The organism is Halobacteriovorax sp. HFRX-2_2 (assembly GCF_043196705.1).
Taxonomy (GTDB): domain Bacteria; phylum Bdellovibrionota; class Bacteriovoracia; order Bacteriovoracales; family Bacteriovoracaceae; genus Halobacteriovorax_A.
The window spans coordinates 585378-610442 of the sequence record NZ_JBEBMT010000002.1; the positions used below are offsets into that span (position 1 = coordinate 585378).

The 25065-nt window shown below is 37.9% G+C and carries 36 protein-coding genes; 21 read left to right on the forward strand and 15 right to left on the reverse strand.

Going from position 1 to position 25065, the window contains the following annotated elements:
• Nucleotides 1-737, reverse strand: a 737-nt coding sequence (locus ABMA79_RS08045) for an AMP-binding protein (protein WP_393091663.1), incomplete at its 3' end; no start/stop codon positions are given.
• Nucleotides 738-948: 211 nt separating this feature from the next.
• Between ABMA79_RS08045 and ABMA79_RS08050 the strand changes: the two genes are divergently transcribed.
• Together ABMA79_RS08050 and ABMA79_RS08055 are read left to right on the forward strand one after the other, a co-directional pair.
• Nucleotides 949-1281: a hypothetical protein gene (locus tag ABMA79_RS08050; RefSeq protein WP_393091665.1), complete on the forward strand. Its 333-nt coding sequence runs from the start codon at nt 949-951 to the stop codon at nt 1279-1281.
• A 34-nt stretch (nt 1282-1315) separates the two neighbouring features.
• Entirely contained in the window at nt 1316-1675 is a 360-nt protein-coding gene (locus tag ABMA79_RS08055; RefSeq protein WP_392859282.1) for a nucleotide pyrophosphohydrolase, read from the forward strand.
• A 10-nt stretch (nt 1676-1685) separates the two neighbouring features.
• On the opposite strand, the gene ABMA79_RS08060 is transcribed toward ABMA79_RS08055, so the two are convergent.
• Both ABMA79_RS08060 and ABMA79_RS08065 read right to left on the reverse strand, forming a co-directional pair.
• Nucleotides 1686-2126: a hypothetical protein gene (locus tag ABMA79_RS08060; RefSeq protein WP_392859284.1), complete on the reverse strand. Its 441-nt coding sequence runs from the start codon at nt 2124-2126 to the stop codon at nt 1686-1688.
• Nucleotides 2123-2911 carry a hypothetical protein gene (locus tag ABMA79_RS08065; RefSeq protein ID WP_393091667.1) on the reverse strand — a complete coding sequence of 263 codons (789 nt, stop codon included), beginning with the start codon at nt 2909-2911 and terminating at the stop codon, nt 2123-2125. Before ABMA79_RS08065 ends, ABMA79_RS08060 begins: the two co-directional genes overlap by 4 nt.
• A gap of 224 nt (nt 2912-3135) precedes the next feature.
• On the opposite strand from ABMA79_RS08065, the gene ABMA79_RS08070 reads away from it, so the two are divergent.
• Nucleotides 3136-3627 carry a hypothetical protein gene (locus ABMA79_RS08070; protein ID WP_392859289.1) on the forward strand — a complete coding sequence of 164 codons (492 nt, stop codon included), beginning with the start codon at nt 3136-3138 and terminating at the stop codon, nt 3625-3627.
• Nucleotides 3628-3678: 51 nt separating this feature from the next.
• On the opposite strand, the gene rlmF is transcribed toward ABMA79_RS08070, so the two are convergent.
• The gene (gene rlmF, locus ABMA79_RS08075) at nt 3679-4593 is read right to left on the reverse strand and encodes a 23S rRNA (adenine(1618)-N(6))-methyltransferase RlmF (RefSeq protein ID WP_393091670.1); all 915 of its coding nucleotides are present in this window, start codon (nt 4591-4593) and stop codon (nt 3679-3681) included.
• 176 nt (nt 4594-4769) lie between these two features.
• Between rlmF and ABMA79_RS08080 the strand changes: the two genes are divergently transcribed.
• From ABMA79_RS08080 to ABMA79_RS08090, 3 genes are all read left to right on the forward strand, one after another.
• Entirely contained in the window at nt 4770-5198 is a 429-nt protein-coding gene (locus ABMA79_RS08080) for a host attachment protein (RefSeq protein WP_392859294.1), read from the forward strand.
• 203 nt (nt 5199-5401) lie between these two features.
• Nucleotides 5402-5578, forward strand: coding sequence for a hypothetical protein (locus ABMA79_RS08085; protein WP_393091672.1), 177 nt, complete (start codon nt 5402-5404; stop codon nt 5576-5578).
• 78 nt (nt 5579-5656) lie between these two features.
• Entirely contained in the window at nt 5657-6601 is a 945-nt protein-coding gene (locus ABMA79_RS08090) for a carbon-nitrogen hydrolase family protein (protein ID WP_393091674.1), read from the forward strand.
• Here the strand turns inward: ABMA79_RS08090 and ABMA79_RS08095 are convergent.
• Nucleotides 6594-8057: a carbon starvation protein A gene (locus ABMA79_RS08095; RefSeq protein WP_393091676.1), complete on the reverse strand. Its 1464-nt coding sequence runs from the start codon at nt 8055-8057 to the stop codon at nt 6594-6596. The genes ABMA79_RS08090 and ABMA79_RS08095 overlap by 8 nt on opposite strands.
• Before the next feature lie 124 nt (nt 8058-8181).
• Here ABMA79_RS08095 and ABMA79_RS08100 point away from each other — a divergent pair, with 124 nt between their 5' ends.
• Nucleotides 8182-8784 carry a trimeric intracellular cation channel family protein gene (locus ABMA79_RS08100; RefSeq protein WP_393091678.1) on the forward strand — a complete coding sequence of 201 codons (603 nt, stop codon included), beginning with the start codon at nt 8182-8184 and terminating at the stop codon, nt 8782-8784.
• 2 nt (nt 8785-8786) lie between these two features.
• Here ABMA79_RS08100 and ABMA79_RS08105 read toward each other — a convergent pair whose 3' ends face one another.
• The gene (locus ABMA79_RS08105) at nt 8787-9623 is read right to left on the reverse strand and encodes an MBL fold metallo-hydrolase (RefSeq protein WP_393091680.1); all 837 of its coding nucleotides are present in this window, start codon (nt 9621-9623) and stop codon (nt 8787-8789) included.
• A 78-nt stretch (nt 9624-9701) separates the two neighbouring features.
• On the opposite strand from ABMA79_RS08105, the gene ABMA79_RS08110 reads away from it, so the two are divergent.
• Nucleotides 9702-10043: a MerR family transcriptional regulator gene (locus tag ABMA79_RS08110; RefSeq protein ID WP_392859307.1), complete on the forward strand. Its 342-nt coding sequence runs from the start codon at nt 9702-9704 to the stop codon at nt 10041-10043.
• Here ABMA79_RS08110 and ABMA79_RS08115 read toward each other — a convergent pair.
• Nucleotides 10027-10461 (reverse strand): Rrf2 family transcriptional regulator, encoded by a 435-nt coding sequence (locus ABMA79_RS08115; RefSeq protein ID WP_393091682.1) that lies wholly within the window; start codon nt 10459-10461, stop codon nt 10027-10029. The two genes, ABMA79_RS08110 and ABMA79_RS08115, sit on opposite strands and share 17 nt — an antisense overlap.
• A gap of 79 nt (nt 10462-10540) precedes the next feature.
• Here ABMA79_RS08115 and ABMA79_RS08120 point away from each other — a divergent pair, with 79 nt between their 5' ends.
• Together ABMA79_RS08120 and ABMA79_RS08125 are read left to right on the forward strand one after the other, a co-directional pair.
• A complete protein-coding gene (locus tag ABMA79_RS08120; protein WP_392859312.1) occupies nt 10541-10906 on the forward strand; it encodes a group 1 truncated hemoglobin in 366 nt (121 codons plus the stop codon).
• A gap of 13 nt (nt 10907-10919) precedes the next feature.
• Nucleotides 10920-12080 (forward strand): NnrS family protein, encoded by a 1161-nt coding sequence (locus tag ABMA79_RS08125; protein WP_393091685.1) that lies wholly within the window; start codon nt 10920-10922, stop codon nt 12078-12080.
• On the opposite strand, the gene ABMA79_RS08130 is transcribed toward ABMA79_RS08125, so the two are convergent.
• A complete protein-coding gene (locus ABMA79_RS08130; RefSeq protein ID WP_392859317.1) occupies nt 12077-12862 on the reverse strand; it encodes a TrkA C-terminal domain-containing protein in 786 nt (261 codons plus the stop codon). The genes ABMA79_RS08125 and ABMA79_RS08130 overlap by 4 nt on opposite strands.
• Before the next feature lie 80 nt (nt 12863-12942).
• Here ABMA79_RS08130 and ABMA79_RS08135 point away from each other — a divergent pair, with 80 nt between their 5' ends.
• Together ABMA79_RS08135 and ABMA79_RS08140 are read left to right on the forward strand one after the other, a co-directional pair.
• Nucleotides 12943-13410: a hypothetical protein gene (locus ABMA79_RS08135; protein WP_393091688.1), complete on the forward strand. Its 468-nt coding sequence runs from the start codon at nt 12943-12945 to the stop codon at nt 13408-13410.
• A 5-nt stretch (nt 13411-13415) separates the two neighbouring features.
• Nucleotides 13416-14258, forward strand: coding sequence for a hypothetical protein (locus ABMA79_RS08140; RefSeq protein ID WP_393057533.1), 843 nt, complete (start codon nt 13416-13418; stop codon nt 14256-14258).
• On the opposite strand, the gene ABMA79_RS08145 is transcribed toward ABMA79_RS08140, so the two are convergent.
• Nucleotides 14251-14691 (reverse strand): methylglyoxal synthase, encoded by a 441-nt coding sequence (locus ABMA79_RS08145; protein ID WP_393091690.1) that lies wholly within the window; start codon nt 14689-14691, stop codon nt 14251-14253. The two genes, ABMA79_RS08140 and ABMA79_RS08145, sit on opposite strands and share 8 nt — an antisense overlap.
• 118 nt (nt 14692-14809) lie before the next feature.
• Between ABMA79_RS08145 and ABMA79_RS08150 the strand changes: the two genes are divergently transcribed.
• Nucleotides 14810-15103 carry a DUF6172 family protein gene (locus tag ABMA79_RS08150; RefSeq protein ID WP_392859327.1) on the forward strand — a complete coding sequence of 98 codons (294 nt, stop codon included), beginning with the start codon at nt 14810-14812 and terminating at the stop codon, nt 15101-15103.
• Nucleotides 15104-15169: 66 nt separating this feature from the next.
• On the opposite strand, the gene ABMA79_RS08155 is transcribed toward ABMA79_RS08150, so the two are convergent.
• From ABMA79_RS08155 to ABMA79_RS08165, 3 genes are all read right to left on the reverse strand, one after another.
• Nucleotides 15170-15523, reverse strand: a complete 354-nt coding sequence (locus ABMA79_RS08155; protein WP_393091692.1) for a hypothetical protein — start codon at nt 15521-15523, stop codon at nt 15170-15172.
• Between the two features lie 135 nt (nt 15524-15658).
• Nucleotides 15659-16297, reverse strand: coding sequence for a flavin reductase family protein (locus ABMA79_RS08160; RefSeq protein WP_393091695.1), 639 nt, complete (start codon nt 16295-16297; stop codon nt 15659-15661).
• Nucleotides 16291-17046, reverse strand: a complete 756-nt coding sequence (locus ABMA79_RS08165; RefSeq protein ID WP_393091698.1) for an SDR family NAD(P)-dependent oxidoreductase — start codon at nt 17044-17046, stop codon at nt 16291-16293. Before ABMA79_RS08165 ends, ABMA79_RS08160 begins: the two co-directional genes overlap by 7 nt.
• A gap of 37 nt (nt 17047-17083) precedes the next feature.
• Here ABMA79_RS08165 and ABMA79_RS08170 point away from each other — a divergent pair, with 37 nt between their 5' ends.
• Nucleotides 17084-18346: an ABC1 kinase family protein gene (locus ABMA79_RS08170; protein WP_393091701.1), complete on the forward strand. Its 1263-nt coding sequence runs from the start codon at nt 17084-17086 to the stop codon at nt 18344-18346.
• Here ABMA79_RS08170 and ABMA79_RS08175 read toward each other — a convergent pair.
• Nucleotides 18341-19213 (reverse strand): ArgP/LysG family DNA-binding transcriptional regulator, encoded by an 873-nt coding sequence (locus ABMA79_RS08175; RefSeq protein WP_392859338.1) that lies wholly within the window; start codon nt 19211-19213, stop codon nt 18341-18343. The two genes, ABMA79_RS08170 and ABMA79_RS08175, sit on opposite strands and share 6 nt — an antisense overlap.
• A 95-nt stretch (nt 19214-19308) precedes the next feature.
• On the opposite strand from ABMA79_RS08175, the gene ABMA79_RS08180 reads away from it, so the two are divergent.
• Together ABMA79_RS08180 and sugE are read left to right on the forward strand one after the other, a co-directional pair.
• A complete protein-coding gene (locus tag ABMA79_RS08180; RefSeq protein WP_392859340.1) occupies nt 19309-19944 on the forward strand; it encodes a LysE/ArgO family amino acid transporter in 636 nt (211 codons plus the stop codon).
• Between the two features lie 8 nt (nt 19945-19952).
• On the forward strand, nt 19953-20279 hold the full coding sequence (gene sugE, locus ABMA79_RS08185) for a quaternary ammonium compound efflux SMR transporter SugE (RefSeq protein WP_392859342.1): 327 nt from the start codon (nt 19953-19955) through the stop codon (nt 20277-20279).
• Here the strand turns inward: sugE and ABMA79_RS08190 are convergent.
• A complete protein-coding gene (locus tag ABMA79_RS08190) occupies nt 20269-21255 on the reverse strand; it encodes an LLM class flavin-dependent oxidoreductase (RefSeq protein ID WP_393057545.1) in 987 nt (328 codons plus the stop codon). The two genes, sugE and ABMA79_RS08190, sit on opposite strands and share 11 nt — an antisense overlap.
• Nucleotides 21252-22316, reverse strand: coding sequence for an alkene reductase (locus ABMA79_RS08195; protein ID WP_393091704.1), 1065 nt, complete (start codon nt 22314-22316; stop codon nt 21252-21254). Before ABMA79_RS08195 ends, ABMA79_RS08190 begins: the two co-directional genes overlap by 4 nt.
• A gap of 148 nt (nt 22317-22464) precedes the next feature.
• On the opposite strand from ABMA79_RS08195, the gene ABMA79_RS08200 reads away from it, so the two are divergent.
• The 5 genes from ABMA79_RS08200 (at nt 22465) to ABMA79_RS08220 (ending at nt 25004) form a co-directional block, all read left to right on the forward strand.
• A complete protein-coding gene (locus ABMA79_RS08200) occupies nt 22465-22704 on the forward strand; it encodes a winged helix-turn-helix domain-containing protein (RefSeq protein WP_393091707.1) in 240 nt (79 codons plus the stop codon).
• A gap of 151 nt (nt 22705-22855) precedes the next feature.
• Nucleotides 22856-23608 carry a hypothetical protein gene (locus tag ABMA79_RS08205; RefSeq protein WP_393057549.1) on the forward strand — a complete coding sequence of 251 codons (753 nt, stop codon included), beginning with the start codon at nt 22856-22858 and terminating at the stop codon, nt 23606-23608.
• 2 nt (nt 23609-23610) lie between these two features.
• Entirely contained in the window at nt 23611-23808 is a 198-nt protein-coding gene (locus ABMA79_RS08210; RefSeq protein WP_103218258.1) for a cold-shock protein, read from the forward strand.
• A 167-nt stretch (nt 23809-23975) separates the two neighbouring features.
• The gene (locus tag ABMA79_RS08215) at nt 23976-24803 is read left to right on the forward strand and encodes an endonuclease (RefSeq protein ID WP_392859354.1); all 828 of its coding nucleotides are present in this window, start codon (nt 23976-23978) and stop codon (nt 24801-24803) included.
• A complete protein-coding gene (locus ABMA79_RS08220; protein WP_392859356.1) occupies nt 24804-25004 on the forward strand; it encodes a hypothetical protein in 201 nt (66 codons plus the stop codon).
• The last annotated feature ends 61 nt before the right edge of the window (nt 25005-25065 follow it).

Consider the following 25065-nt stretch of genomic DNA (forward strand, 5'->3'; position numbering starts at 1 on the left):
AGGCCATATGCCCAGCCTGGATCAGCAAGGTTCCAGAAGCGATCTGTTGGTTTCAAATCAACTGCAAGATCCATATACTGCTTAAACGAAGAGAGGGCAAAGAGTGGAACTGGCACGGCCTTTGGAAGTCCTGTGGTTCCAGAAGTTGAAAGAAGACAGAATGTATCTTCACCTTTTTTCATTACTGGGGTGAAGTCTACACTTTGTTCGGTCATGGCCTTATGAAAGTCAAAATCGTCTTGTGCTAATTGGTAGTCATTAGAACGTACGAGAACACATTTCTTAGGCTTCATTGGAAGCTCATCTAATTTTGCACGATTGGTATCATCGGTAAAAACAATCTTGGCCTGACTTGAATTTAGTCTTTGTTCAATTGCCTTAGGTCCAAACGCTGTAAAGAGTGGCTGATAGATTACGCCAGCTTTCCACGCTCCTAGGATTGTATACAAGAGTTCCGGAGTTCGTGGCAGAAGACCTGAAATAACTTCTCCTGGTTTGACTCCTTGAGCGACAAGAAAGTTTGCAAGTCTAGAGGTTTCATCTTTTAATTTTTTAAAAGTGATAACTTCTTCTTCGCCATTGACGCCTTCCCAGTAGAGGGCAACCTTATCTGAATCTGCATAGCGGTCACAACACTCGACAGCAGCATTGATTGAGTTATTGATATCTCCATCAAAGAATTTATTGAATTCATTAATGTCGAAATTACTATAGTGGTCTACGTACTTTCTTTTCATAACTTCTCCTTAAGGTATGAGTTTAATTATAAGGGGAATTTGATCTGTGTAAAACTTAATATGGTTAAGATGGTTAACTTTAAGCTGTGTTATTAGGTACTTAGTGAAGATTTCTCCTTGTCATAAAATTATCTTATTAGATATTACTCATAAATTTATTGTATTTATTAAGTAGGATTTTCTATCTTACTCTTAACCAAAGGGAGGAGAGATGAAGAATTTTCTACTAATCGCACTTACAATTTTTACGTCTACAAGTCTGCTAGCAAGTGATGGGAGTATCGTTCGCAAAGATTTTGAGGTTCAAAACTACGCTTGTTACACTGATAGTATTGGGGCGCTAAGCGGTGCTGTGGATATGATTCTACATGATGCTCAGAAGTGGTGCGATGGCCTAAATGGAGAATTGAGTCGCCTGAATAGTAACGATCTCGAGGTCGTTGTTCACAACGAATCGCCATTTCCAGGTGGATGTAGCGGTGACGTTACTGTGAAATCGACATTTACTTGCTTTGCTAATGGGAAAATTACTATAATCGAATAGGAGACACCTTTTAAGACTTAAAGAAAAGGCCTATATGAAATCGATTAATGTTGAAAAAATTAACTCTGAAGTAAGTAAATTTATTAGTGAGAGAGATTGGGATCAGTTTCACTCGATTAAGAACTTGGCCATGGCACTTAGTGTGGAAACCTCTGAGCTTGTTGAGATCTTTCAGTGGCTAAAAGAGAGTGAGTCCAATGATATCGCTTCAAATGCAAGTCTTAAGGAGAAGCTTGAGGATGAAGTTGCTGATATCTTTGTTTACCTGATGAGAATCGCTATTAAAGCAGATATTGATATTGAAGAGGTTACTCTTAGAAAAATGCATAAGAATGCAAAGAAATATCCGGTTGAAAAAGCAAAGGGCTCAGCAAAGAAATATACTGAGCTCTAAGCTTTCTTTATTATTTTATATTTACTTCAAAATATCTTTTATCTGAATCAATATTAACTTGATCAGTTACTTCATCAATCGTGAAGTATTCATTCACAAGTTTTCGATACTTTGATCTAAAGATAGTTATTGGCCCTCGGCCACTTAATTCATCAATTAAGTCTTGGTTGAATAGTTCCTTATCGTATTTGACTCTCGCTTCAGCATACTTACCATACTTAAGCTTATGTGCATCTCTCTCTCCTAGGAAAGGATCAAACTTCATAACTCGTCTCTGGTAAATAACTGTAAGCTCGACTTTCTCATTATCTTTTGTCAGCTTAATATCGCCAAGGTGAACAGAGTGGTCGAGTTTATTTAGAGCGACAACTTTAGGTCCTCCACCATAGTCTCCGCCGGCAAGGATACTTGCAGCGATAAAAGATAATACTATCCACTTAAAAAATTTCATAATTCACTCTTTGTAAATGTATCAGTTGTCATATAGGTAAAGACTCTTTTGCCTTTTACATTGGTACGATACTGTTTTGCTATTTCAGCTTTCTTGATAAAGGCTTCTTTATCAATCTCTAACCACATCTGGTAGGCTTCTTCTGGTAGGGATTCTACATAGAGTCCGATGAAGTTATCACCAGTTACTTCACAATTTTGATGCTTAGAATACTTTTCTGACAAAGTAAGCCCAGCCTTCTTAATGATTTCAGCATCGAGCTGAACTCTAGAAGTTCCAAGAGTAATGGCACCATCATCAAGGTACTTAATGGCATTGAGAGAAAACATATTATCAAGAATATGTAGTCCATGCTCACCGTATTTGAACATGATTAGATCACGCGTAACAGGTGCTGTATCAATTAAGAAGTAAATCTCACAAAAGACAGCATTCTTTAAAATTTCACTCTTTATGACTGCGGAGTAATCAACGTCAGTCTCCGGTAAATCAATTCCATCTTTTAAAACAACTTCTTTAATCGAATTTGGAAGCAGGGGAAGGAGCTTCGATGTATTGCTCTCTCCAAGAAGAACGCGGTAAATCTTTAGAATCGTAATGTGTCCCGGAGTATTCTCCTGACGACAGATTCTTTGGATTGTCTTTGGATGGATATCAGCACTTTCGGCCAGCTTCCTTTGACCAATCTTAGGATCCTTGAAATTCACAAGGTAGCGATTGATATCGGCCAGGACTTGTGCCCTAAGGCCAAGCTTTGAATAGGAAGCGGAAATGCTATTTTGCATGGATATATAACTATCGTTCACTATTCATTTAATCAATAATTGTTGTGAAACTATGAAAATTTTGGACAAAAGTCTGGGATTTGTCCGCTCTAGGGCCTTGAAATTAGGATATTGGACAAATGTCTTTGAAAATTTGGACAAAATTTGAAGAATCTATATTTTTTGTCGTGCTTAGTTCAAATTACCTCCATAGAAAACATTGCTAACCAATTCTTGGAGGATTTATGAAAAACTTATTAATCGCACTTACACTAATCGCAGGACTTTCAACTCAAGCAAAAACTATCTCATACGACGTATTCGCAACTGAGAAAAAAGTTGAGTCTTCTAGAACTGTAAAAGTAAACGTATTTGATTTCAAAATTACTGAAGTTGTAAAATCTAAAAATGTTGTTGTTACTAACTGTAACTCTAATGGTCCAGTTAGAGATAGAGCTCAAACAGGTCTTTGTAGTGAAGTAACACTTACAAAAGTTGAAGTTGCTCAAGTTGTTCTAAGCTATAAGCCATTTGGTACAGCTGACCGTCACGGTGAAGTAAATAACGGAAAAAGAAACGAGTTCGTAGCTTTCAATATCTCTCTAGACGAATTATCAAGCTCTGATGTAGAAATTCTTAAGAACGCTAAGAGATCAGATCGTAAAGATCTAGCTCTAGAAATGTTTGAATTTGAAGTTGTTAGAGAAGGTGCTGTTCATACAATCATTCTTCTTTAATTTTATATGTCCATACCTTGATTTCCCTAAGGTCGAGGTATGGACTTTCTCTTAAAATCGCCAACCAAGTATATGCGCGATCTTATTTCCATGAATCATCTCAATTACTCGACTTTCACTTACTCTTTGTTTTATAAGCTCTTTCTCTAGTTCAACGAGATTCTCTTTTTGAGAAATGAGAGTGGTAAACCAGCGACACTGACTCTTAAACTCAACACTTTCTTGAATCATATTTGTCACAAAGGATTTTTCGCCACCTTCGCACCAAAGCTCATTGCTTACACCACCGAAATTTGATTTCGCTGAAGGATTATGACCTTTCTTTACTTTATTAACATTTAAGTTCTTAAGCTTTGTGGCCCTCTCTTTATCGGCTTCTTCTTGTGATGAGTAGAAAGGAGGATTACACATTGTAAAATCGAATTTTTCATCATTCTTAATTAGATCGATAAAGATATGATTTGGTGACTTTTGAAAGCGTGCCTTAATATTCTTCTTAAAGCTTGCATTAGACTTAATGATTGTATTGGCATGATTAATGGCCTCTGAGCTGATATCACTGCCAACAAATTTCCAGCCATAGATACTATTGCCAAGAATAGGGTAGATACAAGTTGTTCCCGTACCAATATCAAGTCCCTTGATTTTTGGGCCAACTGGAATTTTTGCATCATTGTCTTCGGCCAAAAGATCGGCAATATAATGAATATAGTCCACACGTCCGGGTATCGGTGGAACGAGGTTTCCTTGGGGAACACTCCAATTTTCTACTTTGTAGTAATGAGCTAATAGGGCCTGGTTTAAACATAGGACTGCTCCAGCATCAGAGAAGTTCACGCTCTGATTGCCATACTGGTTCTCTTTGACAAAGCCTGCTAGGGAAGGGAATGATTTAATTAAGGCCTTAAAGTCATAGCCCTTATTGTGAAGATTTCTTTGATGTAATGCTTTATTTTCATTTTTCATTCTTTATTTTTAACATATTTTTAGTTCTTTATAAGAAAAAAGGAATTAGCGAAGAAAATACACAATGTTCAGCTGCTTGCAGATAAGAAATTTTTACTATTTATTTGTTGGAGTTTTTTTTGAAATAGAGTGATGATTGAAAAAATATCTCTTGAAAATATCTCTTGGAGGTAGATATGCATCGATCATGGGTTGTTGTCGCAAGTAAGTCTAATGCGCGTATTTATGAGCGTAAAAAAAGAAATACACTAAAATTAATCAAGTCTCTTGAGAACCCAAAAATAAAACTTAAAGAAGGGGAAGTCGACTCTGATCGACATGGTTCAATGGCCAATAGTAATGGCCATGGGTATCAGTCATTTACTCCGAAAAAAACGAATAAGAAGCATCGTGAGGAATTATTTGCAAAAGAAATAAATCAATTTCTCAATCAAAATCATAATAAGAATAACTTTGATGATTTAGTTATCGTTGCTGAGAATTCTTTCTTAGGAGTTATTCGAAATAACTTAAATAGTAAGTTAAATAAGCATGTAAGCAATTACTTAAATAAAGATCTAGGAAACTTACCTGATAGCGAGATTGAAAAAATTATGGCCGCGTAGAGGTTTATAATAGTCTTAAATTGTAAAACATAAGGGCCTTCGATGGCCCTTTTTTATATTCAGATTTTACTTACCAATAATAGATTTATTGACTTTAGACACTATTGTTAAAACTATTAACATAAGTGTGAATTCTTTGTTTGGTACCTATATTTCAACAATCCCAAGTGTTAAATTTGAAAAAAATAAACAAGGGATTAAATATGAGAAAACTTATCTTAGGTATATGTGTACTTTTATCAATCACAACTATTGCATCAGAAGCAAAGGTTCAAGAAGTAAAAAAAGAAAAGGTTAGTAAAGAAGAATCATCAAAAAATTGTCAAAAAAAGAATGAGGCCGGAATCAAAGAATACCGTAGTGAATTCTTTGGAAAATAAGAAAGAGTTAAATACTTTTTGATTCAATTTTATGCTTAAATAAAAATACTCTGAGAGGTGCTGACTTAGGAGATCGATGTGAAAAAGATTGCAATCGTTCAGCTTCCACCGGTATTTTTAAACTTAACTAAAACAATTGAACAGGCCTGTGACTCAATTTCCGAAGCCGCAGCAAATGGTGCCGACTTAGTAATGTTTCCCGAAGCTTACTTGCCAGGCTATCCTTCATGGGTATGGAGGTTAAGACCTGGTGGTGATATCGGTATGTCTAAAGAATTGCACCACCTTCTTTTTAAGAACTCTGTTGACCTTTCCAAGGGACAACTTTCTGAAATTCAAGAAACAGCTAAGAAAGAAAATGTGACAGTCGCAATTGGTTTCAACGAAATTAATTCTGAAGCTAGCGGCTCAACTCTTTTTAATTCCTATGCCATCATTGGACCTGATGGAAAGATTCTAAACAACCATCGTAAGCTTATCCCAACGAACCCTGAGCGTATGGTTTGGGGATGGGGAGATGCTCGGGGATTAAATGTTGTTGATACTCCTGCTGGTAAAATTGGCAGCTTAATTTGCTGGGAAAACTATATGCCGCTTTCTCGCTTCAGCTTATACGCTCAAGGTGTAGAAGTTTACCTCGCACCAACCTGGGATTGTGGAGAGTCTTGGGTCGGTACCCTAAGGCATATTGCTCGTGAAGGAGGCTGCTGGGTTGCCGGATGTTCGACTGCAATTCAATGCCGTGATATTCCAGATGATACCCCATTCAAAGACGACTTGTTTCCAGAACCAGATGATTGGTTATCAGATGGGGATGCGGTTTTATTTAGGCCCTTTGGCGGTGCTGTTGCCGGGCCAATGTCACGTGAGAAAGCAATACTCTATGCTGAATACGATCTTGAAGAAGTTATTGATGCTAGACGATCTCTAGATATTGGGGGCCACTACTCTCGGCCAGATATCTTTGATCTAACTGTCGATAAAAGAAAGATGGACGCTCTTCATTTAAGAAAAGCTAGTTAAACGCGTACCTCCTGCGGTGAAAAACGACGAGTAAAACAAAACATAGCAACCCTACGATGGCACCGATTGGTTGTGCTTGCGCTTTTGAAAGATTTACTCCTATAGGCGCAGTAAGGATATAGGATATCGTAACTGCTGTTCCCACGATAGCTGGAAGACTTACAACCCAATGTATGGCCTTGCGATCAAATAGGTATTTTGTTGCCAACCAGAGTACACTCGTTGATAAGAGCATATTTGAAAATGCAAAGTAGCGCCAAATAAGAGAGAAGTCGATTTTTGTCATAAAGTAGGCGATGGTTAGAATTGGAATCGATACGAAGAGTCGATTCTTTATACTTTGGTGAATATTAAAGGCATCTATGATCGTAAGCCTTAGTGAACGAAAGGCAGTATCTCCAGAAGTTATTGGAAAGATCGCTACAGCAAGTACTGCCATAACTCCACCGAGTGTTCCCAAATAGTTTGATGAGATTTGCTTTACAACTAAACCAGGTCCTCCCTGTGCGATGACTGCCTTTAGTTGAACATAGCCTTCTGGGAATGCCGATATCCCTGCTAGGGCCCAAACACAAGCAACGACTCCCTCTGCTAACATGGCGCCATAGTAAACAGGCCTTACATACTTTTCATTCTTAAGACATCTGGCGATGATAGGGGCTTGGGTTGAATGAAAACCACTGATGGCACCACAAGTGATTGTGACAAATAGTAGTGGCCAGACAGGAGGTCCATTAGGATCTCGATTTAATAATTCATAGTTAAGATGTGAATGAGAAAAATAGGCAAAGATATTTTCGATCTTAGGTAGCATTGGCGCATGGAGTATCAAAGCAAAGGCAATTAAGACCGTCATGACAACCATTAAGAGGCCAAAGAGTGGGTAGAATTTTGTAATGATTTTATCGATAGGAAGAAGAGTTGCAAGTAGGTAATAGGCAAGAATAACTAAAACCCAAAAATTATTACTCGCAAAGATTGTGTCCTTAAAGGCATCAAGGTTACTAATTAAACCGGCCGGACTCATAATAAAGACAACACCAACAAAGAAGAGCAGCATTGCTGTAAAGAGTAGCATGATTGCCTTAAAGTATTGATTCAAGTAATGGCCAGCTATTTCAGGCAAGCTCTTTCCATCTTCTTTGATGCTTAGAACTCCTGAGTAGAAATCATGAACAGAGCCTCCAATGATATTTCCAAGCACGATCCAGACGAGTGCGATAGGGCCGTAGATTGCTCCAAGTATTGGCCCGAAAATTGGCCCCACTCCGGCAATATTTAAGAATTGAATGAGAAAGGCCTTGATAGGTGAAACCTCAACGTAGTCAACACCATCTTCAAACTTTGTAACAGGGGTGTCTTTGCTAGGATCAATGCCGGCCTGTTTCTCGACAAAGGGGCCATAGAAGATATAAGCAAGGGCCAGCATCAGTAGGCAAATAAAAAAAATAATCATTTAACACATCCATGGTTAAGATTTTTCTATTCTTAATTATAAGGGGATAAACAGATGTCGTTGGTTAATTCTAAAAGTAAAATTTCTTGAAATTTATGCTAAACTCCAATCTAAGGAAGTTATAATGAATGAATTTATCTATATTGATTACCTTGGAACATTTGCATTTGCTGTTACTGGCGCGTCAGTAGGAGGCAAGTCAAAACTTGATCTCTTTGGAATGCTATTCTTAGCTTTTCTAACTTCAGTTGGAGGCGGGACAGTTCGAGACCTTATTATTGATGAACCTGTTTTTTGGACGCAAAATACAACTTACCTCTATATTATTATCATTGCGACACTTTCAACATTCTTTATGAGAAAGTTCTATGAGCGCCAGAGCTCTCTCTTGCTCTTCCTTGATACACTAGGACTTGGCTTCTTTGTTGTCATCGGAACTCAAAAGACTTTACTACTAGGTTTTAATAATGAGACTGCTCTTCTTATGGGTGTCATCACTGCTGTTTTAGGTGGTATCTTACGCTCTGCCTTTAGTGGGGAACTTTCAATTCTTTACCAAAAAGAGTTATATGCAACCGTGGCCGCGATCTCATCTCTCGTTTTTATTCTATTGTCTGACGTTGATCTTGAGCCAATTTTTCCTGCAATAACCGTTATCATAACTACTTTTGTTCTTAGATATGGGGCCATTAAATTCGGTTTAAAACTGCCAACAATGAAAGAGTAAAGCTAGTTCCACTTTGGATAGTGGCCAAGTGATTCATGAACGTAGTAGTCATGGGTTGGGATAATAATAAATCCTTCTTCTTGCATACTCTTTACAATTTTAATTTTCTTTTGGGCCACTTCTTTGTCTGTATCAACAAGCTTAGATGAAATGAATGGTTTATTTTGAATTGGGGAGAGCTGTCTAGTAGTCCAGATAGCATCACCAACAAAGAAGTACTTCTTATTCGCTCCATTTAGAATTAGGCCAAGAGAGCCATGCGTGTGTCCAAATAATGGAACAATGATGACTTTATTATCCCCAAAGACGTCATAGTATTTATCAAATCCAAGATAGCTTTCTTGCTTCCACTTAAATGGTTTCGTCTTTGTTCCTTTAAATTGCGAAGGAAATGTTCTATTGGCAATAGGGTGCTCAATTTCTTCCATTTCTTCAGGGCTTACTAGGGTTGTTGTGGTTGGATAATCAACGAGGCCACTGGCATGATCCCAGTGGGCATGAGATAAAATGATATTTTCAATTTGATAATTATCTTTAAGTTGCTCCTTTATTGAATCGAGTTTGTTATAGGCAAAGAGTGGCCTTGCCCACCAGGACATATCTTTATCAAACTGATGATCGACTTCATTTCCTAAACCTGTCTCAAAAAGAATATACTTTCCCATATTTTCAATAAGAAAACCTGCGTGATTAACCATCATTGTTTTAAAGAGACTTCCTTTCTCATATATTAAGGCCTCAAGAGTCTTGGCAGTACCCGTTTGAATAATTGAAAAACGAGGGCCTTCGCTGGCGGCAAATATATTAAGTGCAATTAAGAGAGTGATAAGATATTTCACTTGTTTTCCTTTTTGTTATCAGTTTAGACTAGTATAAACCTTAAACTATACTTTAAGGTCAAGCGTAGGAGAGAAAAAATGAAAATAGGTGATTTATCTAAGCAAACGGGTATACCTTCATCAGCAATACGTTATTATGAGAAGGTTGAATTATTAGTTCCAAGAAGAAGTGGTAATGGTTACCGTGTTTATCCAGAGGAAGCTGTTGATTTACTAAAGCTCATTGTTCAGGCCAAGGAACTAGGATTCTCTCTTGCAGAAATTAAGTCGATGGCAAAAGTTCTAGCAACAAGAAAACCAAATGGGCGACTTAGAAAGCAATTAGAAGAAAAGCTGACTCAATTGGATAATCAAATTAAGGTGATTAGAAAGTTTCAAAAGAATATTAGGGGACTTCTAGACTCTAATTGTCCGCTTTAAAAATATCTACAAGCTTGTCCTTATTAGTAAGGAGATCGGCCAGGGTATAGGCATTCAATGCTTCGTAGAATTGGTTTTGCGCGATCATTAGCGCACCTTTTAACTTGCACGCAGGACTAATAATGCAGCCGCCATTACTTCCAAAGCACTCCACAAGGGGAGAGTCTGCTTCTAGTTCACGTACTAAATTTCCAATGACAATTTGATCTGGAGCACTAGACAGAGTGATGCCTCCGCCTTTTCCTTTATACGAGTCAATGATTCCCATTGATGAAAGATTATGAACAACCTTTACTAAGTGATTACGAGAAATCTTATACTTATCTGCAATTTCACCCACAGTAGAACGTTCATCGCCCTTTGTGGCGATATATAAAAGAACTCTTAGACTGTAATCTGTAAAACTGGCCAAACGCATATTAATTTCCTGTTTACTTTAATACCATTTAAGTCTAGCATACATAATATGTATTTTAGATATATATTAAGGAGATATTATGTCAAAATTATTTGAAAGAATAGGTGGTAGAGATGCTGTTAATGCAGCTGTGGATGTTTTTTATAATAAAGTTTTAGCAGATACACGTATTAAGCACTTCTTTGAGGGGATTGATATGGCCGCACAAAGAAGAAAGCAGATCATGTTCTTAACATATGCTTTTGGTGGCCCAAATACTTATGACGGAAAGGGAATGAGAGAAGCACACGAGGCCCTAGTTGCCCAAGGTCTAAATGATGAGCACTTTGATGCTGTTGTTGAAAACCTTGGTGCTACTTTACAAGAGCTGGGTGTGGCAGATGAGCTAATACAAGAAGCAGCAGCAATTGCTGAGTCGACTAGGGCCGACGTACTTCTTAAATAGGCAGAGAGAAGTGATGGGGTTAAGACCACTATTTTCAATTAGTTTTAGGCCATTTTTTATCATGGCCGGATTAATTGCGGCCCTTAACCCCATTATTTGGGTTTTGACTTATCTGGGACATATTGAAGTTCCAGTCCTTAACTTAAGTTCTCTCTTTTGGCATTCTCATGAAATGCTCTTTGGGTTCACTGGTGCTCTCATTGCTGGGTTTCTACTTACGGCCAGTGCCAATTGGACGGGCTCAAGGCCATATCAAGGAAAGGCCCTCGTTGTTTTACTTCTATTGTGGCTTGTTGAGCGCTTCTCATATTTTTTACCTCTCTCAGGGCCTGCACTACTTATTGCTTTAAATCTTTTCTTTCCAGCGCTTCTACTTATGCTTTTTAGAAAGTTACAAAAATTTCCAAAGCAAAAATATGTCTTTATTCCAATATTATTGGGGTTCACATTTTCTAACTTTTTACATACTTGGGGAAATTTATATTCAGAAGCGGCCATTGCTGATTATGGAAGGGACGTTGCGATTGGCCTAATACGCTTCATTATTCTATTGATAGCTGGAAGAGTCATCCCATTTTTTACGAGAAGTAAAATTCCTAATACTAAGATTGATATTCCTAAGTGGCTTAATCTCCTAAGCTTAGGGTCTGTTCTACTCCTGTCATTTTTTTGGGATCTCATGAACCCATCTGTAGCGTATATTTCAATCCTTATTATTGCAATTATCTCGAACCTTTTTAGACAGCTTTTGTGGCATCCCTTATCAACGAAAAGTATTCCGATTCTCTTTATTCTTCATATTGGGATTGGGTGTATAAATTTAGAGCTGATCTTAAGACTGATTGGAATTTTTGATGTACGTATTAGTCATACAAATGCAGCCTTGCACATGCTACTAGCTGGAGGATTAGCGATTGTTGCCATTGGGATAATGACTCGCGTTTCTCTGGGGCATACTGGCCGAAAAATTATAGCGGATTCATGGACGAAGCTTTCTTATTTATTGATTATAGCAGGGGCCTTAACACGTTCTATAATTCCTATGGTTTCATCACAACACTATTTCACTAGCTTGTATTTTGCAGCTGCCTTATGGTGTTTTGGTTTCTTGATCTTTGTTTTGAGGTACTTTGTTATTTTAACTTCAGAAAGACCAGATGCTAGAGAGTATTAACTGGCCTCCCTCGTTTCAACGATTTCTTCTTCTTTTTCCTTTTCTTCTTTTTTTATTTCCACTAATTTTTCCATGGCCTCTTTTCTCTCATTGTCACCAATATCAGCAGTTCTAGTGCTAATTTCAGTTAACATGTCAGCTCTCCCGTAAAGAATGGCCGTATCTCCCGGAGTGATGACATAGTCTTTTGAGGGAAGTCCTAGATACTCACCATTTGCAACTTGAACTCCCAGGACGATAAGGCCTTCTCTTGGTAGAGAGAGTTCTCGAACATTCTTATTGGCAAACCAGTGCTTATCAGAAACATAGACTTCGCCAATGCCAAAGCGATCACCTAGGTGAAGTAAGTTTGCGTAGTCCACGAGTTCGACATTAGAGAGTTTATTGAGATACTTTTTTAGTTTTTTATTGAGCCATTTATTAAAGAAGCTACTCTGAGTTATATAAATAATAATTGAAAATAAGCAGACTGCGATAGCGAAGCGGCTAAGACCTTGAACCGTCGTATCGATATTTACAAATGATAAGATGGCCGTTGAGATAACGGAGATGATTCCCACATTACTAATTGTCATAAGAAAGCTTAGTACGCGTCTTCTTAGTGGGTGATTGACAAGACTCTCGGATTCACTGGTCGTATACCCTGTGCCTGTAAGAGCTGACTTTGCTTGAAATCTTGCAACTTCGTCACTTAGGCCAGTTAAAACTAAGATCTTTGTTGCTACTTTAACAACAGTAATTGATGTAAATAGTATGATCGTTAACGTTAGTAGGGCCAGCATGATAAACTCCACTTTCCATTATAGAGAAAAACCAGCTAAACTTATCTATAAATGAACTTAAATATACTTAAGGAAGTCTTATGAATTATCTCAAGCTAAAATCGACAGTACTTTGTTTACTCACACTTTCAACATTGCCAACATGGGCAAGTTGTCCAGACCTTGCTGGTACTTGGGAGGGAATGTGTGATCGCGATGGTACAGTGAAGATGGAAAAACTTCATGTAAGACAGCAAAGTTGTGAGCATATCAATTTCTATGGAATGGATTATAAAATTGGTAGGCCTTATAGTGAACAGTATGAGAATAAATTTGAGAAGACATTTAATGTTCATAATCTCTACTGGGGAGCCGATAGGAAAAGTCTCTATTTCAATGTTGACCGCGTCCAGTGGATGAAGGATCGCAATCAAACTTCTAATGCTCAAGGTGTAGGAGTACTTAAGGTCGAAGGTGAGCAAATGGATTATTTAAGAGTCTATAGTGGACGTAGCCGAGATGGACAATATTTTAAAAAGTCGAGAAAGTGTAGCTTTACTCGTATTTAAAAGCAGTGAGAAAACAAATGAATATTAAAGACCTTTTGAATATTGGAAAAGAAATTGAAGCCCTAAAACCTACGGCCGAAGACTTTTCAAAAGTGTGTACTGAATTTCTCATAAAGTCGAAATTCGATTTTGAGCTTGAAGAGCTAGAGTCATTTATCGCGCAGTGGAGTTTAGAGCAAGAAACTTTGCCAGAACAAGTAAATGTATATAATGGATTTGGACAGCCTCCTGTTACCATCTTTAATAATGGACACTTTGTCGTTGATCTTTATTTTTGGCAGACTCTAGATACTTCTATTCACTCTCACTCTTTCTGTGGTGCTTTTCAAGTCGTAGCAGGGGAGTCAAGACATGAAGTGTTTAAGGTTCATAAGAAAGAAGAGTTCTTTCCTGATATTTATACAAGCCAAATTGAATGTGTAATTGATGAAACTCTTGTAAAGGGTGATATTCGTGAGATTAAAAGAGGACTTGAGTTCTCTCATCGAGTGCTTCATGAACAAAATCCAACAGTAACTCTATGTATTCGCACAGTAAATGATAGGACGCCTCAGTGGCATCACTTTGATAATGGCCTTAGTATTCAAAAACGCTCACCTGAGGCCTGTGATATAAAAAGATTATCTATTTATGACTATCTTTTAACTCGAAATCCACAGCATGGGCTGGCCTATCTTGAAAAGCTTATGGATTCCTTTTCGCCAAGTCTTATTATGAATCTCTATGAGCAACTCTCATATGATCAAATGGGGCTTACTGAAGAAGGTGTAGAAGTCTTCTTTGATAAGGTCGTCGAGAGATTTGGAGAAACACCTTGGTTTAAGGTGTATATGGACTTCTTTAATTAATATCTTTTCGTGCTTGATTATAATGATTAAGTACGGAAAGCTTTCGCTCATACTCCGTGTCCATTAAGCTTGAATTAATGAAGTAATCAGCACTTGTTTGATTACAGGCCATTGGAATATTATAGAGTGTTGCAATTCTTAATAAGGCCTTAATATCTGGATCATGTGCCATGGATTCCAATGGGTCCCAAAAAAAGATCAGCATATCAACGCTACCTTCAACTATGGCACTACCAATTTGAAAGTCTCCACCAATTGGTCCACTTAAATACTTATTAATATTGATCCCTAGCTTTTCCTCTAAGAGTCTTCCTGTCGTCCCAGTGGCACAAAGGTTGTAATTGACGAGTTTGTCTTTGTGTTCCAGAGTCCATTGGATAAGGTCATTCTTTCTACTATCGTGGGCCACAAGGGCGATGGTCTTTTTCTTCATAGTATTATTCTATTCTCACACTTTATTTAAGTAAAGTGAACTTAGTGATCATTAATAGAGTGTTTTCCGAGTTATTCCATGCTAAAAGCTCCTATTAGTTTAAAAAAGTGAGATAAAAGTGAAGAAGACGTTTAAGTTAGTAGACGAAAAGCGCGCTCCAGAAAGAGTTGCGGATAAGATAAAATTTGAAGTTAAGAAATATATTAAAAGAGAGCGTAAGAAGGAATTACCTGAAGGTGCTGACTTTTGGGATTTTGACTGTCGTATTGGTACTTCAGAAGAGGCCGCTAAAGAGATTCACGAGAAAGAGATCAATAAGAATATTGATTTAATGGTTAGTGAAAAAGCCGAGTCTTTCTATCTTGAGATTATGGCAAAGCAGGCCCGCCGTACTCGTCGTTTAGATAAATAGAAAATACTAAGTTCCAGGAACCAGTTAAGGTTCCTGGAGATACCAGGAGTTTTGCCAAGGGATAAATTACGCGACTTGTGGTCCACGTAAGTTACTTGCTAAGCTTTTACTAAATCTTTCTCTTTTCCATGTTAATAATTGCTCATCAATAGCCTCTTCAAGAAGTAGAATTGCATGAAATGGGGTATGTGCAACTTTCTTTGCATGAAAGTTCTTGGTATAGGACTTGATACTGAGCTGACCTATGTAATTTGATTCATGCTTTTTGAATTTAAGTTGATAGTGACTATAAATAGGACAGCGATCCATAAGCCTATCCAGTCGTGTTTTAATTTTCTGATACTGCTTTGGCGCTAATTCAATGCCAAATTCTGAAAGTGAAGGTTTTGAAAAATCACATAAATTAGTTTTCTTAAACATAAAGTCTCCTTGATACGGTTTGTAGTAAAAAAGATTCTTTAGAGGTTGAAAAATTAAATATTTACCTCTCGTGATAAAATAATGGTAGCAAAAAAAGTAGTGTCAATGCTAGCTAGGAATTTTTTTTATTTTTGTCTATAACCAGCTTGGTGGGCGATCGGCTTTTGCGTAGCTTAGACGACCTAGTGGGGCCGTGCTAAAGTAAGAGTCTAAACCAGATACACAAATTGTTCCCGCCTTATGAATATCGATATGACCATCTTCTTCGAGGCAATCTTGTGGCAAGTGTACACTTTTAATTTCTCCAATTAAAAAATGAGTACCATTTTCCTCAATTTTAATTTCACGCACAAATTTAATGGCCATCTTTATATTTGCTTCTAAGACAAAGGGTGCAAGGAAGTCGTCTTTATACTCTTCACTTAGGTCACAGGCATCAAACTCACTTTGGTCTTGAGGATAGCGAGCACTCGTTTGATGGGCCTTTTCGACTATTGATTTATTAACATGATTAATTGTGAAGAAACCATTTTCTCGAATATTCTCTAGTGTATCTCTTCTGGCGATATCAGGTCTAATAACGAGTCCAATAAGTGCAGGGGATGCGCCTAGATGAACGACGGAACTAATAATCGATAGGTTTGTTTGTCCTTCATTATTGATTGTTCCTACAAGATTCGCTGACTTAAAACCAGATAAAGCATTAATGAATTTTATTCTTTTTCTTTCATCAAAATTCTTAAAATCAGTATCTTTAATTGTCGTCGTTACCATGGAATTTCTCCGCCGTCCCAAGATAGAAACTTTCCAGTTTCACTAAGTTCTCTATTATTTATAATATTAAGTATATTGGAAGCGGTTTCATGTGTCTCGTGAATTATATAGGAGGTTCTATCAATAAATGGTTCTGACAAGTCTGTTCTAGTAGTCCCTGGGTGAATGGCAAGAACAAGACACTTCTTTCTCTTTCTTTCGAATTCAATGGCAATATTTTTTATAAGCATATTGAGAGCAGCTTTTGAAGCGCGATAGCTATACCAACCACCAATTTTATTATCTTCGATACTACCTACTTTTGCCGAAACTGTAGCAAAGAGGCCAGGAGAGTCGCTTAAGTTCCTTTCGAGGTACTTTGCTAGCAGTGGAGTGACCATGGCATTAACTCTTATGAGTTCAAGAAAGGTATCAGGATCAAATTCACGTAAAGCTTTTTCTGGGGAGATTTTTTTTGTATGAAGAAGGCCTACGCTGTTAATTATTAAATCAAAGGAGCTATCAGTATGCTCTTGGGCAAAGGCACTTATCTGTTCTTCTTTTGTTGGATTCAGCTCTATTACCTCAAGTCTTTTTGGAAATTGTTTCTTTAGATCTAATAAATCTAAGGCATGATCTTTTCTTCGATAAGTTGCCTTAATAGAGAAACCTGAGTAATTCTCTAGTAAATTTTGCACTATCCCAAGTCCAATTCCGTGGCCAGCTCCAATAATTAGAGCGTGCTTGCAATTATTGAGTCGAAAATTCATCCTTTCTCCTTTAGTTAATGCTAGAATAAGAAGGCCAATGAAGAAAATAAATAAAATAAAAAATAAGTTCATTTCAAGACAAGTCGGCGTTGCAAAGCTTGCCCTCAAGATGGGAAAGGACGTTTGGTCTAAACGCAATGAAGATTTAAAAAATAAATTGAGTGGCAGTATTGGGCCTCATGTTGAACTCATTGTAAATGAGTTAGGGGTGATGAAGGGCTCTTTAATGAAGGCCGGACAACTTCTATCAACTTATGCGAGTGCATTTCTTCCTCCTGAGGCGCAAAAAGTTTTAAAACAATTAGAGAGTCAGTCCTACTATTTAGAGTGGGATCAAATCAAAGAACAGCTACCGAAAGAGTTCTTAGAAGAACTTAATATTCAAGAGAAACCAATAGCAGCGGCAAGCCTCGGGCAAGTTCACCTGGCACACTTTAATGGAATCGATTATGCCATGAAGATTCAGTACAAGGGTGTACGTAAGGCCATCAAGAATGATGTGAAGGCATTAAAGATGTTAATGAAGCTTTTGAATGTCATCCCCAAGGAAGTGGATTTAAAAGAAATTTATTCTGAAATTGAAGAAATGCTCTTTCTTGAAACTGATTACCAGGCAGAGGCCAAGTCAATAAATGAGTTTCGTGAAATGCTCAAGGATTATTCGCAATACAAAATTCCCGAAGTATTGGAAGACTTTAGCAATGAGCGAGTTTTAACGATGGAATATCTCGAAGGTCATAGCTTAAGAGACATCGATCAATTGAACTTATCTCAAGAAGATCGAGATGAACTTGGAAGAGACTTTATGAGGCTGATGTTCTTAGAGCTTTTTCAATTCAAAAAAGTACAGACTGATGTTCATATGGGAAATTATATTCTACTACCAAATAATCGTTGGGGCCTAATCGACTTTGGTGCCTCAAAAACTCCACCAGATAATTTCTTAAAAGGTTATCAGACTCTAATCATCGCCTGTGCAAATCTTGACCGCGAACTATTCTTTTCAAATCTTTATGAGATGGAGTACCTATCAAAGAGTAAGAAAACTAATGAAGACTTCTTTTGGGAATATGCCAAAGTTATTGCGGCACCTTTTCAGGGTGGGGTCTATGACTGGGGGAGCTCAAATGTTGCGGACAAGGTCATGGAGATGGCGCCTCAGCTAATGAAAGAAGTAGCTGTCGGTAACCCTTCAAGGCATACCGTTTTCCTCGATCGCAAGATTGGTGGGGTCTTCTTTGTTCTACAAAAGCTTGGAGCACGTTTTGATGTGCGAGCATTACTTGATGAATGCTTATAATTTTTGTGCGGCCTTAATTAGCTTCTCATTGAAGAGTTTAATATGCTCTCTTTGATACTCCCATTGATGTAGAAAAAGTGAAACGCTAAAATCCTTAGAGGGGTTTAGTTGTACAAATTTTCTCTTTTTCATTTCTTTTTCCATATCAATAAAGGGCAGGAGTCCATAGCCATATCCTCCAAGGATTGCTTTTTTAAAGCTTGAGACAGATGGCATAAGGTTAATTTTTGTCAGCTTATCGACTTTAAAGTTTTCTTTTAGATAAGTGTGTTGGGCCTTATCATACTTATCAAAGACGACAAGAGGAGCTTCTGAAAGAGTTTTCTTGTTCACACCTTCACTAAAATATTCTTTATAGAACTTCTTCGAACAAACAAGAGAGTAGACCATATCTCCAAGGTGAGTGGATGTGTGATTAGGAAGTGGCTTCTTCTCAGAGCTAATACACATATCAACCTGGCCACTCTTTAAATACTTCAGTGTATTGTCTTGGTCATCAGCAATAATTTGTAGTGTTAATACTTGTGAGACTTTGCTGTCTGTTAAGACATCGTGAAAGAAGAGATCCAGACTGTCGCGGTTCATGGCGATCTTTAGTGTTGGCTTTGCCTTTTTGATGTCGTCATCTTCTAGCATCTCATTCTCTAAGCTTGTCACCTTACGTAAGAGATTTAAATAAGACTTTCCTTTTTCTGTCGCACGGTAGGGTGTCTTTCGAATTAGTAATTTTGTCCCGAGGAAAGATTCAAAGTTTTGAATACGTTGAGTCACTGCTGACTGTGAGATGCCAATGGCCTTAGAGGCAAGCTCAAAGCTTTGATATTCAATGACGGCCTGTAAGGCCCTTAGTGCATGGTAATCAATCATTATTTACTCTCATAAGTTTTACTAATTAATAATTAAAAAGATTAATTTAACTTATATCACGGTTTGCATTAAATTACGCCTCAGGAGCAGGTTTTATGGAATTTTTTACTCAAGGTTTTTTATTGCAGGCAAGTCTCATTCTGGCATTAGGTGCACAGAACCTATTTCTTATCGATATTGGGACAAAAAAGAAGAATCATTATTTAGCAGCAGCTATTTGTTCTGTCTGTGATATGGCCCTTATTCTATTGGCCGTTCTTGGTGTTTCAGGGATGCTTGTAAAGACTGTTGAGTTTAAAGTTGGTATCGGGCTTCTTGGTGCTTCCTTTCTACTTTACTATGCAGTAATGAAACTTATTGATTCTGTAAAAGGTGTGAAGGAAACTCAAGAGAGTAAGAAATTTGCTCTTTCTCGTCGAATTGTGATTTTAACGACGCTAAGCTTTACGCTTCTTAATCCTCACGTCTATATTGATGCTTTCTTTTTGATCGGCGGTTATTCGACTCGTTTTGATCTTGTTCAACACCGTTTTCTCTTTGGCTTAGGCGCAGGGGTATTTTCAATTGTATGGTTCTACTTTCTTGTTACATTCTCTTCTAAGTTCTCTCATATCTTAACTAAAGAGAAGAACTTAAGAATTTCGTCTCTAGCAACAGCTATCGTTTTAGGATATCTTGCACATAAACTAGGTACAGAGTCGGTAACAGAGTTTATTCAATTGATGTCTTAGGAGATTTTATGTCGACAACAGCTGCTTGGATCATTCTTCTTATAGCGGGACTACTCGAAGTATGTTGGGCCATCGGCCTTAAGTACACTGAAGGGTTCACAAAACTAGTTCCAAGTATTTTTACGCTTGTCACTCTTGCTGCAAGTATGTTCTTGCTTGCTAAGGCCAGTCAGTCCCTGCCTATTGGCACAGCTTATGGTGTATGGGTTGGGATAGGAGCGCTAGGTGCTGCAATTTTAGGAATTGTTCTATTTAATGAACCAATCACTCTTGCACGCACCGTTTTTCTAGCGCTACTTCTTATTTCAATTATAGGACTTAAACTTACTGCTTAAATATTTCAGACAATAATTTTAAGGATTTTATCTTTTTCTCATTATCAAAGATTGAAGTCACAACCATCAACTCGTCAGGTCTGTAGCGCTCAATGAATTGATCGAGACCTTTCTTGACTGTCTCCTTTGAGCCAACAAAAGAGAAGTGAAGCATATGTTGTGCCGTCATCTTCTCATGCATATCCCAATAGGTATCCATATCGTCAATAGGAGCTTGGAATTTCTTCTTTAATCCACGGCGAAGATTGGCAAAGGACTGTTTCTGACTCGTTGAAAGAAATTGAGCTTCTTCATCAGTATCTGCAATAATGACATTTACACCTAACATGACGTAAGGCTTTTCTTGTTGAGCAGATGGCTCAAAGCCTGCATGATAAAGTGATAGCGCTTCTTGAATGGCATCAGGTGCAAAGTGAGAAGCAAAGGCATATGGTAGTCCAAGGTGAGCAGCTAGTTGTGCCCCAAACGTACTTGAACCGAGAATCCAGAGTGGAACTTGTGAGCCAAGGCCAGGTGTTGCCACTATTGGATCACTACCACTTTCTTTAGAAAGGTAGCGCTGAAGTTCGACAATATCTTTTGGGAAGTTATTTGAACTCTGGGCCGTTGTTCTTAGGGCCTGAATAGTCATTTGATCAGTACCTGGGGCTCGGCCAAGTCCTAGGTCGATACGTCCAGGATAGAGTGCCTCTAATGTTCCGAATTGCTCAGCGATAACAAGAGGTGAGTGGTTGGGAAGCATAATTCCTCCCGCACCAATTCGAATAGACTTTGTTTGACTGGCAAGATGTCCAATCACAACAGATGTTGCAGCACTTGCAATGGCCGGCATATTGTGATGTTCGGCCACCCATATGCGATGATATCCATATTCCTCTGCTGCTTGTGCGCTACGTATTGAATGATCAAATGCTTCTTTAAGCTCTTGTCCTTCATTAACAAAGACTAAGTCGAGTAGGGATAATTTTGGAGTCATGGTAAATCCTTTAATGTTGGGTAGTCTGTATAACCAACGTGATCAGGGCCGTAGAATGTTTCAAATACTGGCTCATTTAATGGAGCATCTTTTGCGATCCTCTCAACAAGATCAGGGTTTGCAATAAAGGGAACACCAAATGAAATGGCATCTGCTATTTTATCTTCTAATGCTTTTTCAGCTGTGGCCTTGGTAAATTTCTGATTGGCAATAAGGACGCCGTCAAACTTTTCCTTAAGCTTTGGAAAAAGACTGTCATTATCTAGCGGATCGCGAGTAAAGATAAATGCAATCTTTCTCTTATTTAATTCCTCTACCACATGGCCAAAAAGGGCCAGGGGATCAGAGTCACCCATGTCGTGGCTATCGCAGCGAGGAGCAAGATGAACGCCGACGCGATCAGCGCCCCATACTTCAATGAGTTCGTCTGTAACTTCAAGCAAGAATCTTGTGCGGTTTTCAATACTGCCTCCGTATATATCGTCTCTCTTATTAGTCGAGTCTTGTAAGAACTGGTCAATGAGATATCCATTGGCCGCATGAACTTCAACACCATCAAAGCCTGCCTCCATTGCGTTGATTGCTGCTTGACGATAGTCTTTTACTATTGCTTTTACTTCTTGTGTCTCAAGTGCTCGAGGAGTTTCATAGTTCGTAATTGGACGAACAAGAGAAACATGACCCGCTGGTTGGATCGCACTTGGGGCAACAGGCTTTTGCCCATTTAGAAAACTAGAGTGTGAGATTCTTCCCACGTGCCATAGCTGCATGTAGATCTTTGAGCCTTTGGCATGCACTGCATCTGTAATTCTTCGCCAGCCCTCGATTTGATCTTTCGACCAAATACCAGGAGTATTGGCATAACCAACGGCCGACGGTGTAATAGCGGTTGCCTCTGTGAGGATCATTCCTGCATCAGCACGCTGTTCATAGTATTTAACCATAAGATCATTTGGAACTCGTTCTTCTCCTGCTCTTGCTCGAGTTAGGGGGGCCATAATAATTCTATTTTTGAGCTCAGTTCTTCCAAGCTTTATAGGTGTGAATAAATTCGTACTCAATTGAGACTCCTTTAGTTTGATATTTATCAAACAATAGGCCTGCCCTTGATAAAAATCAAGTCCTTTGTTAGAATTTTATCTAACTATGAATGACTGCACACAGATACCATTGGATAAGATATTTAAATCACTAGGCGACCCTATTCGCATGAGTGTGATTAAGCAGCTAATTGCTTACGAGGAAGAGCATGGACACAAGGAGATAACTTGTGGCGGCTTCGATTATTGTGTGAATAAGGCCACATTTTCACATCATATTAAGATTCTGATTGAGGCCCATATCATTTGCCAGAGGACGGAAGGAGTGAAGAAGTACCTATTTCTCAATCCTAATATCAAAAAGTATTACCCAGGCTTGATCGAAACAATTAAAAAAACATGCGAATAAAATACAGTAAGAAGAATCTCGCTTGTATTAGAGCTTTGGACATAGTATCTTGTGTCAAATTAGGTTTCCTATAGTTCACTTCCTTATTTCGGTTCTGTCTATTTTTAATCTTTTATTATTTAGAAACGACAGAATTGCAGGGAATACCTTAGTGAACGAAGTGCTTAATGCAGACTCAGTACCATTGAAAGATCTTATTAAAAATCCGCGTACATTTATGAGAAGCAATAATCATCCTCTGGAACATGCAAAGGATTTAGATCGGCTGCTTGGTTTTCGTATTCCAAAAATAGAAGGAAAGCTTCTACAGAAATACAAGGCCTATTATAAGCAAAATGATGGCATTAAAGGAAAGCAGCACTTTCAAGGCACGCAAACTTGGATTGGATTACATCCGCAAGTTTTGCAGACACCTTATAATGATATCTTTGATGCACTTTATCTTTTAAAGGATTTTGAGGTTGATAAGATAGTGGATGTTGGTGCTGGCTATGGACGAGTTGGTATTGTGATGAACTCTGTTTTTCCAGAGTCCCGCTTTATCGGCTATGAGATTCTTAAACAAAGAGAGAGCGAAGGAAATCGTCTTTTTGAAAAATTAGATCTCATAAATTGTGAAATTATTTTAGAAGACGTCTTGGATGATGATTTTATTCTACCAAAGGCGCAAATATACTTTATCTATGATTTTAGTGAAATTGAGGATATTTCGAAGATTTTAGATGAATTAGTAAGTCGAATCGGTGACTATAGTTTCTTTTTAGTGACTAGAGGTGATCGAATAGATTTCTTGTTGGAAAGAAAGTATAAACAATTTTGGAAGGCCAATGGCGTTTTAAGCTCTGGCGAATTAAAAATATATAGTTCTAACGTAGACCTAAAGAAACTTAAACATAAGGAGTAAGTATGAAAACAGGTAAAGTTAAGTTTTTTAATGATGAGAAAGGTTTTGGATTTATCGTTCCTGACGATGGAAGCAAAGATCTTTTCGTACACATTTCAGCAGTAAACGGAAACACTCTAAGTGAAAATGACGCTGTTGAATTTGAAGTAGGTGAAGGACAAAAAGGTCCTTGTGCTGTTTCAGTAAGCGTTCTTTCTTAATCTTAAGATTGATACACCGTGCCTTTTAAGAAAGTGAAGAATTTCAGCTTCTTAGAAGGTACACCTTCTTCTAAAGACTATCTGTTTATAAGAATACCTAATATACCCTATAAGATTTAATAAATTTTTTCATTGTGTTCATGTATTTTAGTCGATACTCTCTTTGCATGAAAATCACACACATCACAACTTTTCTAATTTTCATCACAAGCACGGCCTTTGCTTCAACTTGTGATCAAACACAATTTTATTCACGACTTTCTAAGCATGCATCTGGCTACGAGTTTAAATCAGAGCTTTCTTCTCTTTTAAGAAGAGAACATCGTAGTATATCGTATGATGACCTTCTTAAGGCGTATCGTAGCACTGACCTCGATACTACTTACGATGGTGATCGCACGATTATGGATATGTACTCAGAAAATCCAAATGGAAAGGATCCGTATCGTTTTCAACCTGGTCGCAGAACATGTGGCCAATATAAGGGAGAGGGTGACTGCTACAATAGAGAGCACTTATTCCCTCAAGGTCTTTTTAATAAGAGACGCCCAATGAAAACAGATATCTTTCATGTTTATCCTACTGATGGAAAAGTAAACGGACATCGTGGCTCTTATCCTTTTGGAGAAGTTGGTGACGCATCATGGACTTCTAAGAACGGATCAAAGGTTGGGAGAAGCTCAACAAGTGGTTACCGTGGTCGCGTTTTTGAACCAATCGATGAATTCAAAGGTGATATTGCAAGAGCAATGCTTTACTTTGCAGTTCGCTATGAAGCAGAGATTCCAAGATTTAAGAATAACCCAATGACTAATGGTTCACGTGAGCAAACATATAGCACTTGGTTTATTAAACTACTTCTAAAGTGGCACAAGCAAGATCCTGTAAGTGAGCACGAAAGAAGAAGAAATGATATCGCATGTGAATATCAAAAGAACCGCAACCCTTTCATTGACCACCCAGAGTGGGCAATGGCCATTTGGGAGGTTCAATAGATGTTTAGAATTCTAATTACAGTTATTCTAACATTTATTTTTCTCGTTCCGTTCTTCTCCACTCCTGTTGGAGAAGAACTCTACCTCGAATATCAAGACACAGACCTCTACAAATCGATCTATTGCCAATACGTTGAGTGGTTTGGCGCTGAAGGATTTGATAAAATTAAATTTGCAGTAAAGTGTCAGTTGCTAAAGTAATTTCCTTGTTTAAAATTCTATAACCATTTTTCAGCTAGTTAGATCATTTAGCTTGAGTCTT

Excerpts from the sequence above, each read along its gene's own strand:
- ABMA79_RS08190 (WP_393057545.1), bottom strand. The coding sequence starts at position 21,255 with ATGACTCCAAAATTATCCCTACTCGACTTAGTCTTTGTTAATGAAGGA.
- ABMA79_RS08170 (WP_393091701.1), top strand. The coding sequence starts at position 17,084 with ATGAAGAAAATAAATAAAATAAAAAATAAGTTCATTTCAAGACAAGTC.
- ABMA79_RS08200 (WP_393091707.1), top strand. The coding sequence starts at position 22,465 with ATGAGTGTGATTAAGCAGCTAATTGCTTACGAGGAAGAGCATGGACAC.
- ABMA79_RS08095 (WP_393091676.1), bottom strand. The coding sequence starts at position 8,057 with ATGATTATTTTTTTTATTTGCCTACTGATGCTGGCCCTTGCTTATATC.
- ABMA79_RS08110 (WP_392859307.1), top strand. The coding sequence starts at position 9,702 with ATGAAAATAGGTGATTTATCTAAGCAAACGGGTATACCTTCATCAGCA.
- ABMA79_RS08120 (WP_392859312.1), top strand. The coding sequence starts at position 10,541 with ATGTCAAAATTATTTGAAAGAATAGGTGGTAGAGATGCTGTTAATGCA.
- ABMA79_RS08070 (WP_392859289.1), top strand. The coding sequence starts at position 3,136 with ATGAAAAACTTATTAATCGCACTTACACTAATCGCAGGACTTTCAACT.
- ABMA79_RS08050 (WP_393091665.1), top strand. The coding sequence starts at position 949 with ATGAAGAATTTTCTACTAATCGCACTTACAATTTTTACGTCTACAAGT.
- ABMA79_RS08065 (WP_393091667.1), bottom strand. The coding sequence starts at position 2,911 with ATGCAAAATAGCATTTCCGCTTCCTATTCAAAGCTTGGCCTTAGGGCA.
- ABMA79_RS08085 (WP_393091672.1), top strand. The coding sequence starts at position 5,402 with ATGAGAAAACTTATCTTAGGTATATGTGTACTTTTATCAATCACAACT.
- ABMA79_RS08210 (WP_103218258.1), top strand. The coding sequence starts at position 23,611 with ATGAAAACAGGTAAAGTTAAGTTTTTTAATGATGAGAAAGGTTTTGGA.
- ABMA79_RS08180 (WP_392859340.1), top strand. The coding sequence starts at position 19,309 with ATGGAATTTTTTACTCAAGGTTTTTTATTGCAGGCAAGTCTCATTCTG.
- ABMA79_RS08220 (WP_392859356.1), top strand. The coding sequence starts at position 24,804 with ATGTTTAGAATTCTAATTACAGTTATTCTAACATTTATTTTTCTCGTT.
- ABMA79_RS08215 (WP_392859354.1), top strand. The coding sequence starts at position 23,976 with ATGAAAATCACACACATCACAACTTTTCTAATTTTCATCACAAGCACG.
- ABMA79_RS08125 (WP_393091685.1), top strand. The coding sequence starts at position 10,920 with ATGGGGTTAAGACCACTATTTTCAATTAGTTTTAGGCCATTTTTTATC.
- ABMA79_RS08160 (WP_393091695.1), bottom strand. The coding sequence starts at position 16,297 with ATGGTAACGACGACAATTAAAGATACTGATTTTAAGAATTTTGATGAA.
- ABMA79_RS08175 (WP_392859338.1), bottom strand. The coding sequence starts at position 19,213 with ATGATTGATTACCATGCACTAAGGGCCTTACAGGCCGTCATTGAATAT.
- ABMA79_RS08155 (WP_393091692.1), bottom strand. The coding sequence starts at position 15,523 with ATGTTTAAGAAAACTAATTTATGTGATTTTTCAAAACCTTCACTTTCA.
- ABMA79_RS08055 (WP_392859282.1), top strand. The coding sequence starts at position 1,316 with ATGAAATCGATTAATGTTGAAAAAATTAACTCTGAAGTAAGTAAATTT.
- ABMA79_RS08060 (WP_392859284.1), bottom strand. The coding sequence starts at position 2,126 with ATGAAATTTTTTAAGTGGATAGTATTATCTTTTATCGCTGCAAGTATC.
- ABMA79_RS08145 (WP_393091690.1), bottom strand. The coding sequence starts at position 14,691 with ATGAAGAAAAAGACCATCGCCCTTGTGGCCCACGATAGTAGAAAGAAT.
- ABMA79_RS08100 (WP_393091678.1), top strand. The coding sequence starts at position 8,182 with ATGAATGAATTTATCTATATTGATTACCTTGGAACATTTGCATTTGCT.
- ABMA79_RS08115 (WP_393091682.1), bottom strand. The coding sequence starts at position 10,461 with ATGCGTTTGGCCAGTTTTACAGATTACAGTCTAAGAGTTCTTTTATAT.
- ABMA79_RS08165 (WP_393091698.1), bottom strand. The coding sequence starts at position 17,046 with ATGAATTTTCGACTCAATAATTGCAAGCACGCTCTAATTATTGGAGCT.
- rlmF (WP_393091670.1), bottom strand. The coding sequence starts at position 4,593 with ATGAAAAATGAAAATAAAGCATTACATCAAAGAAATCTTCACAATAAG.
- ABMA79_RS08135 (WP_393091688.1), top strand. The coding sequence starts at position 12,943 with ATGAATTATCTCAAGCTAAAATCGACAGTACTTTGTTTACTCACACTT.
- sugE (WP_392859342.1), top strand. The coding sequence starts at position 19,953 with ATGTCGACAACAGCTGCTTGGATCATTCTTCTTATAGCGGGACTACTC.
- ABMA79_RS08130 (WP_392859317.1), bottom strand. The coding sequence starts at position 12,862 with ATGCTGGCCCTACTAACGTTAACGATCATACTATTTACATCAATTACT.
- ABMA79_RS08080 (WP_392859294.1), top strand. The coding sequence starts at position 4,770 with ATGCATCGATCATGGGTTGTTGTCGCAAGTAAGTCTAATGCGCGTATT.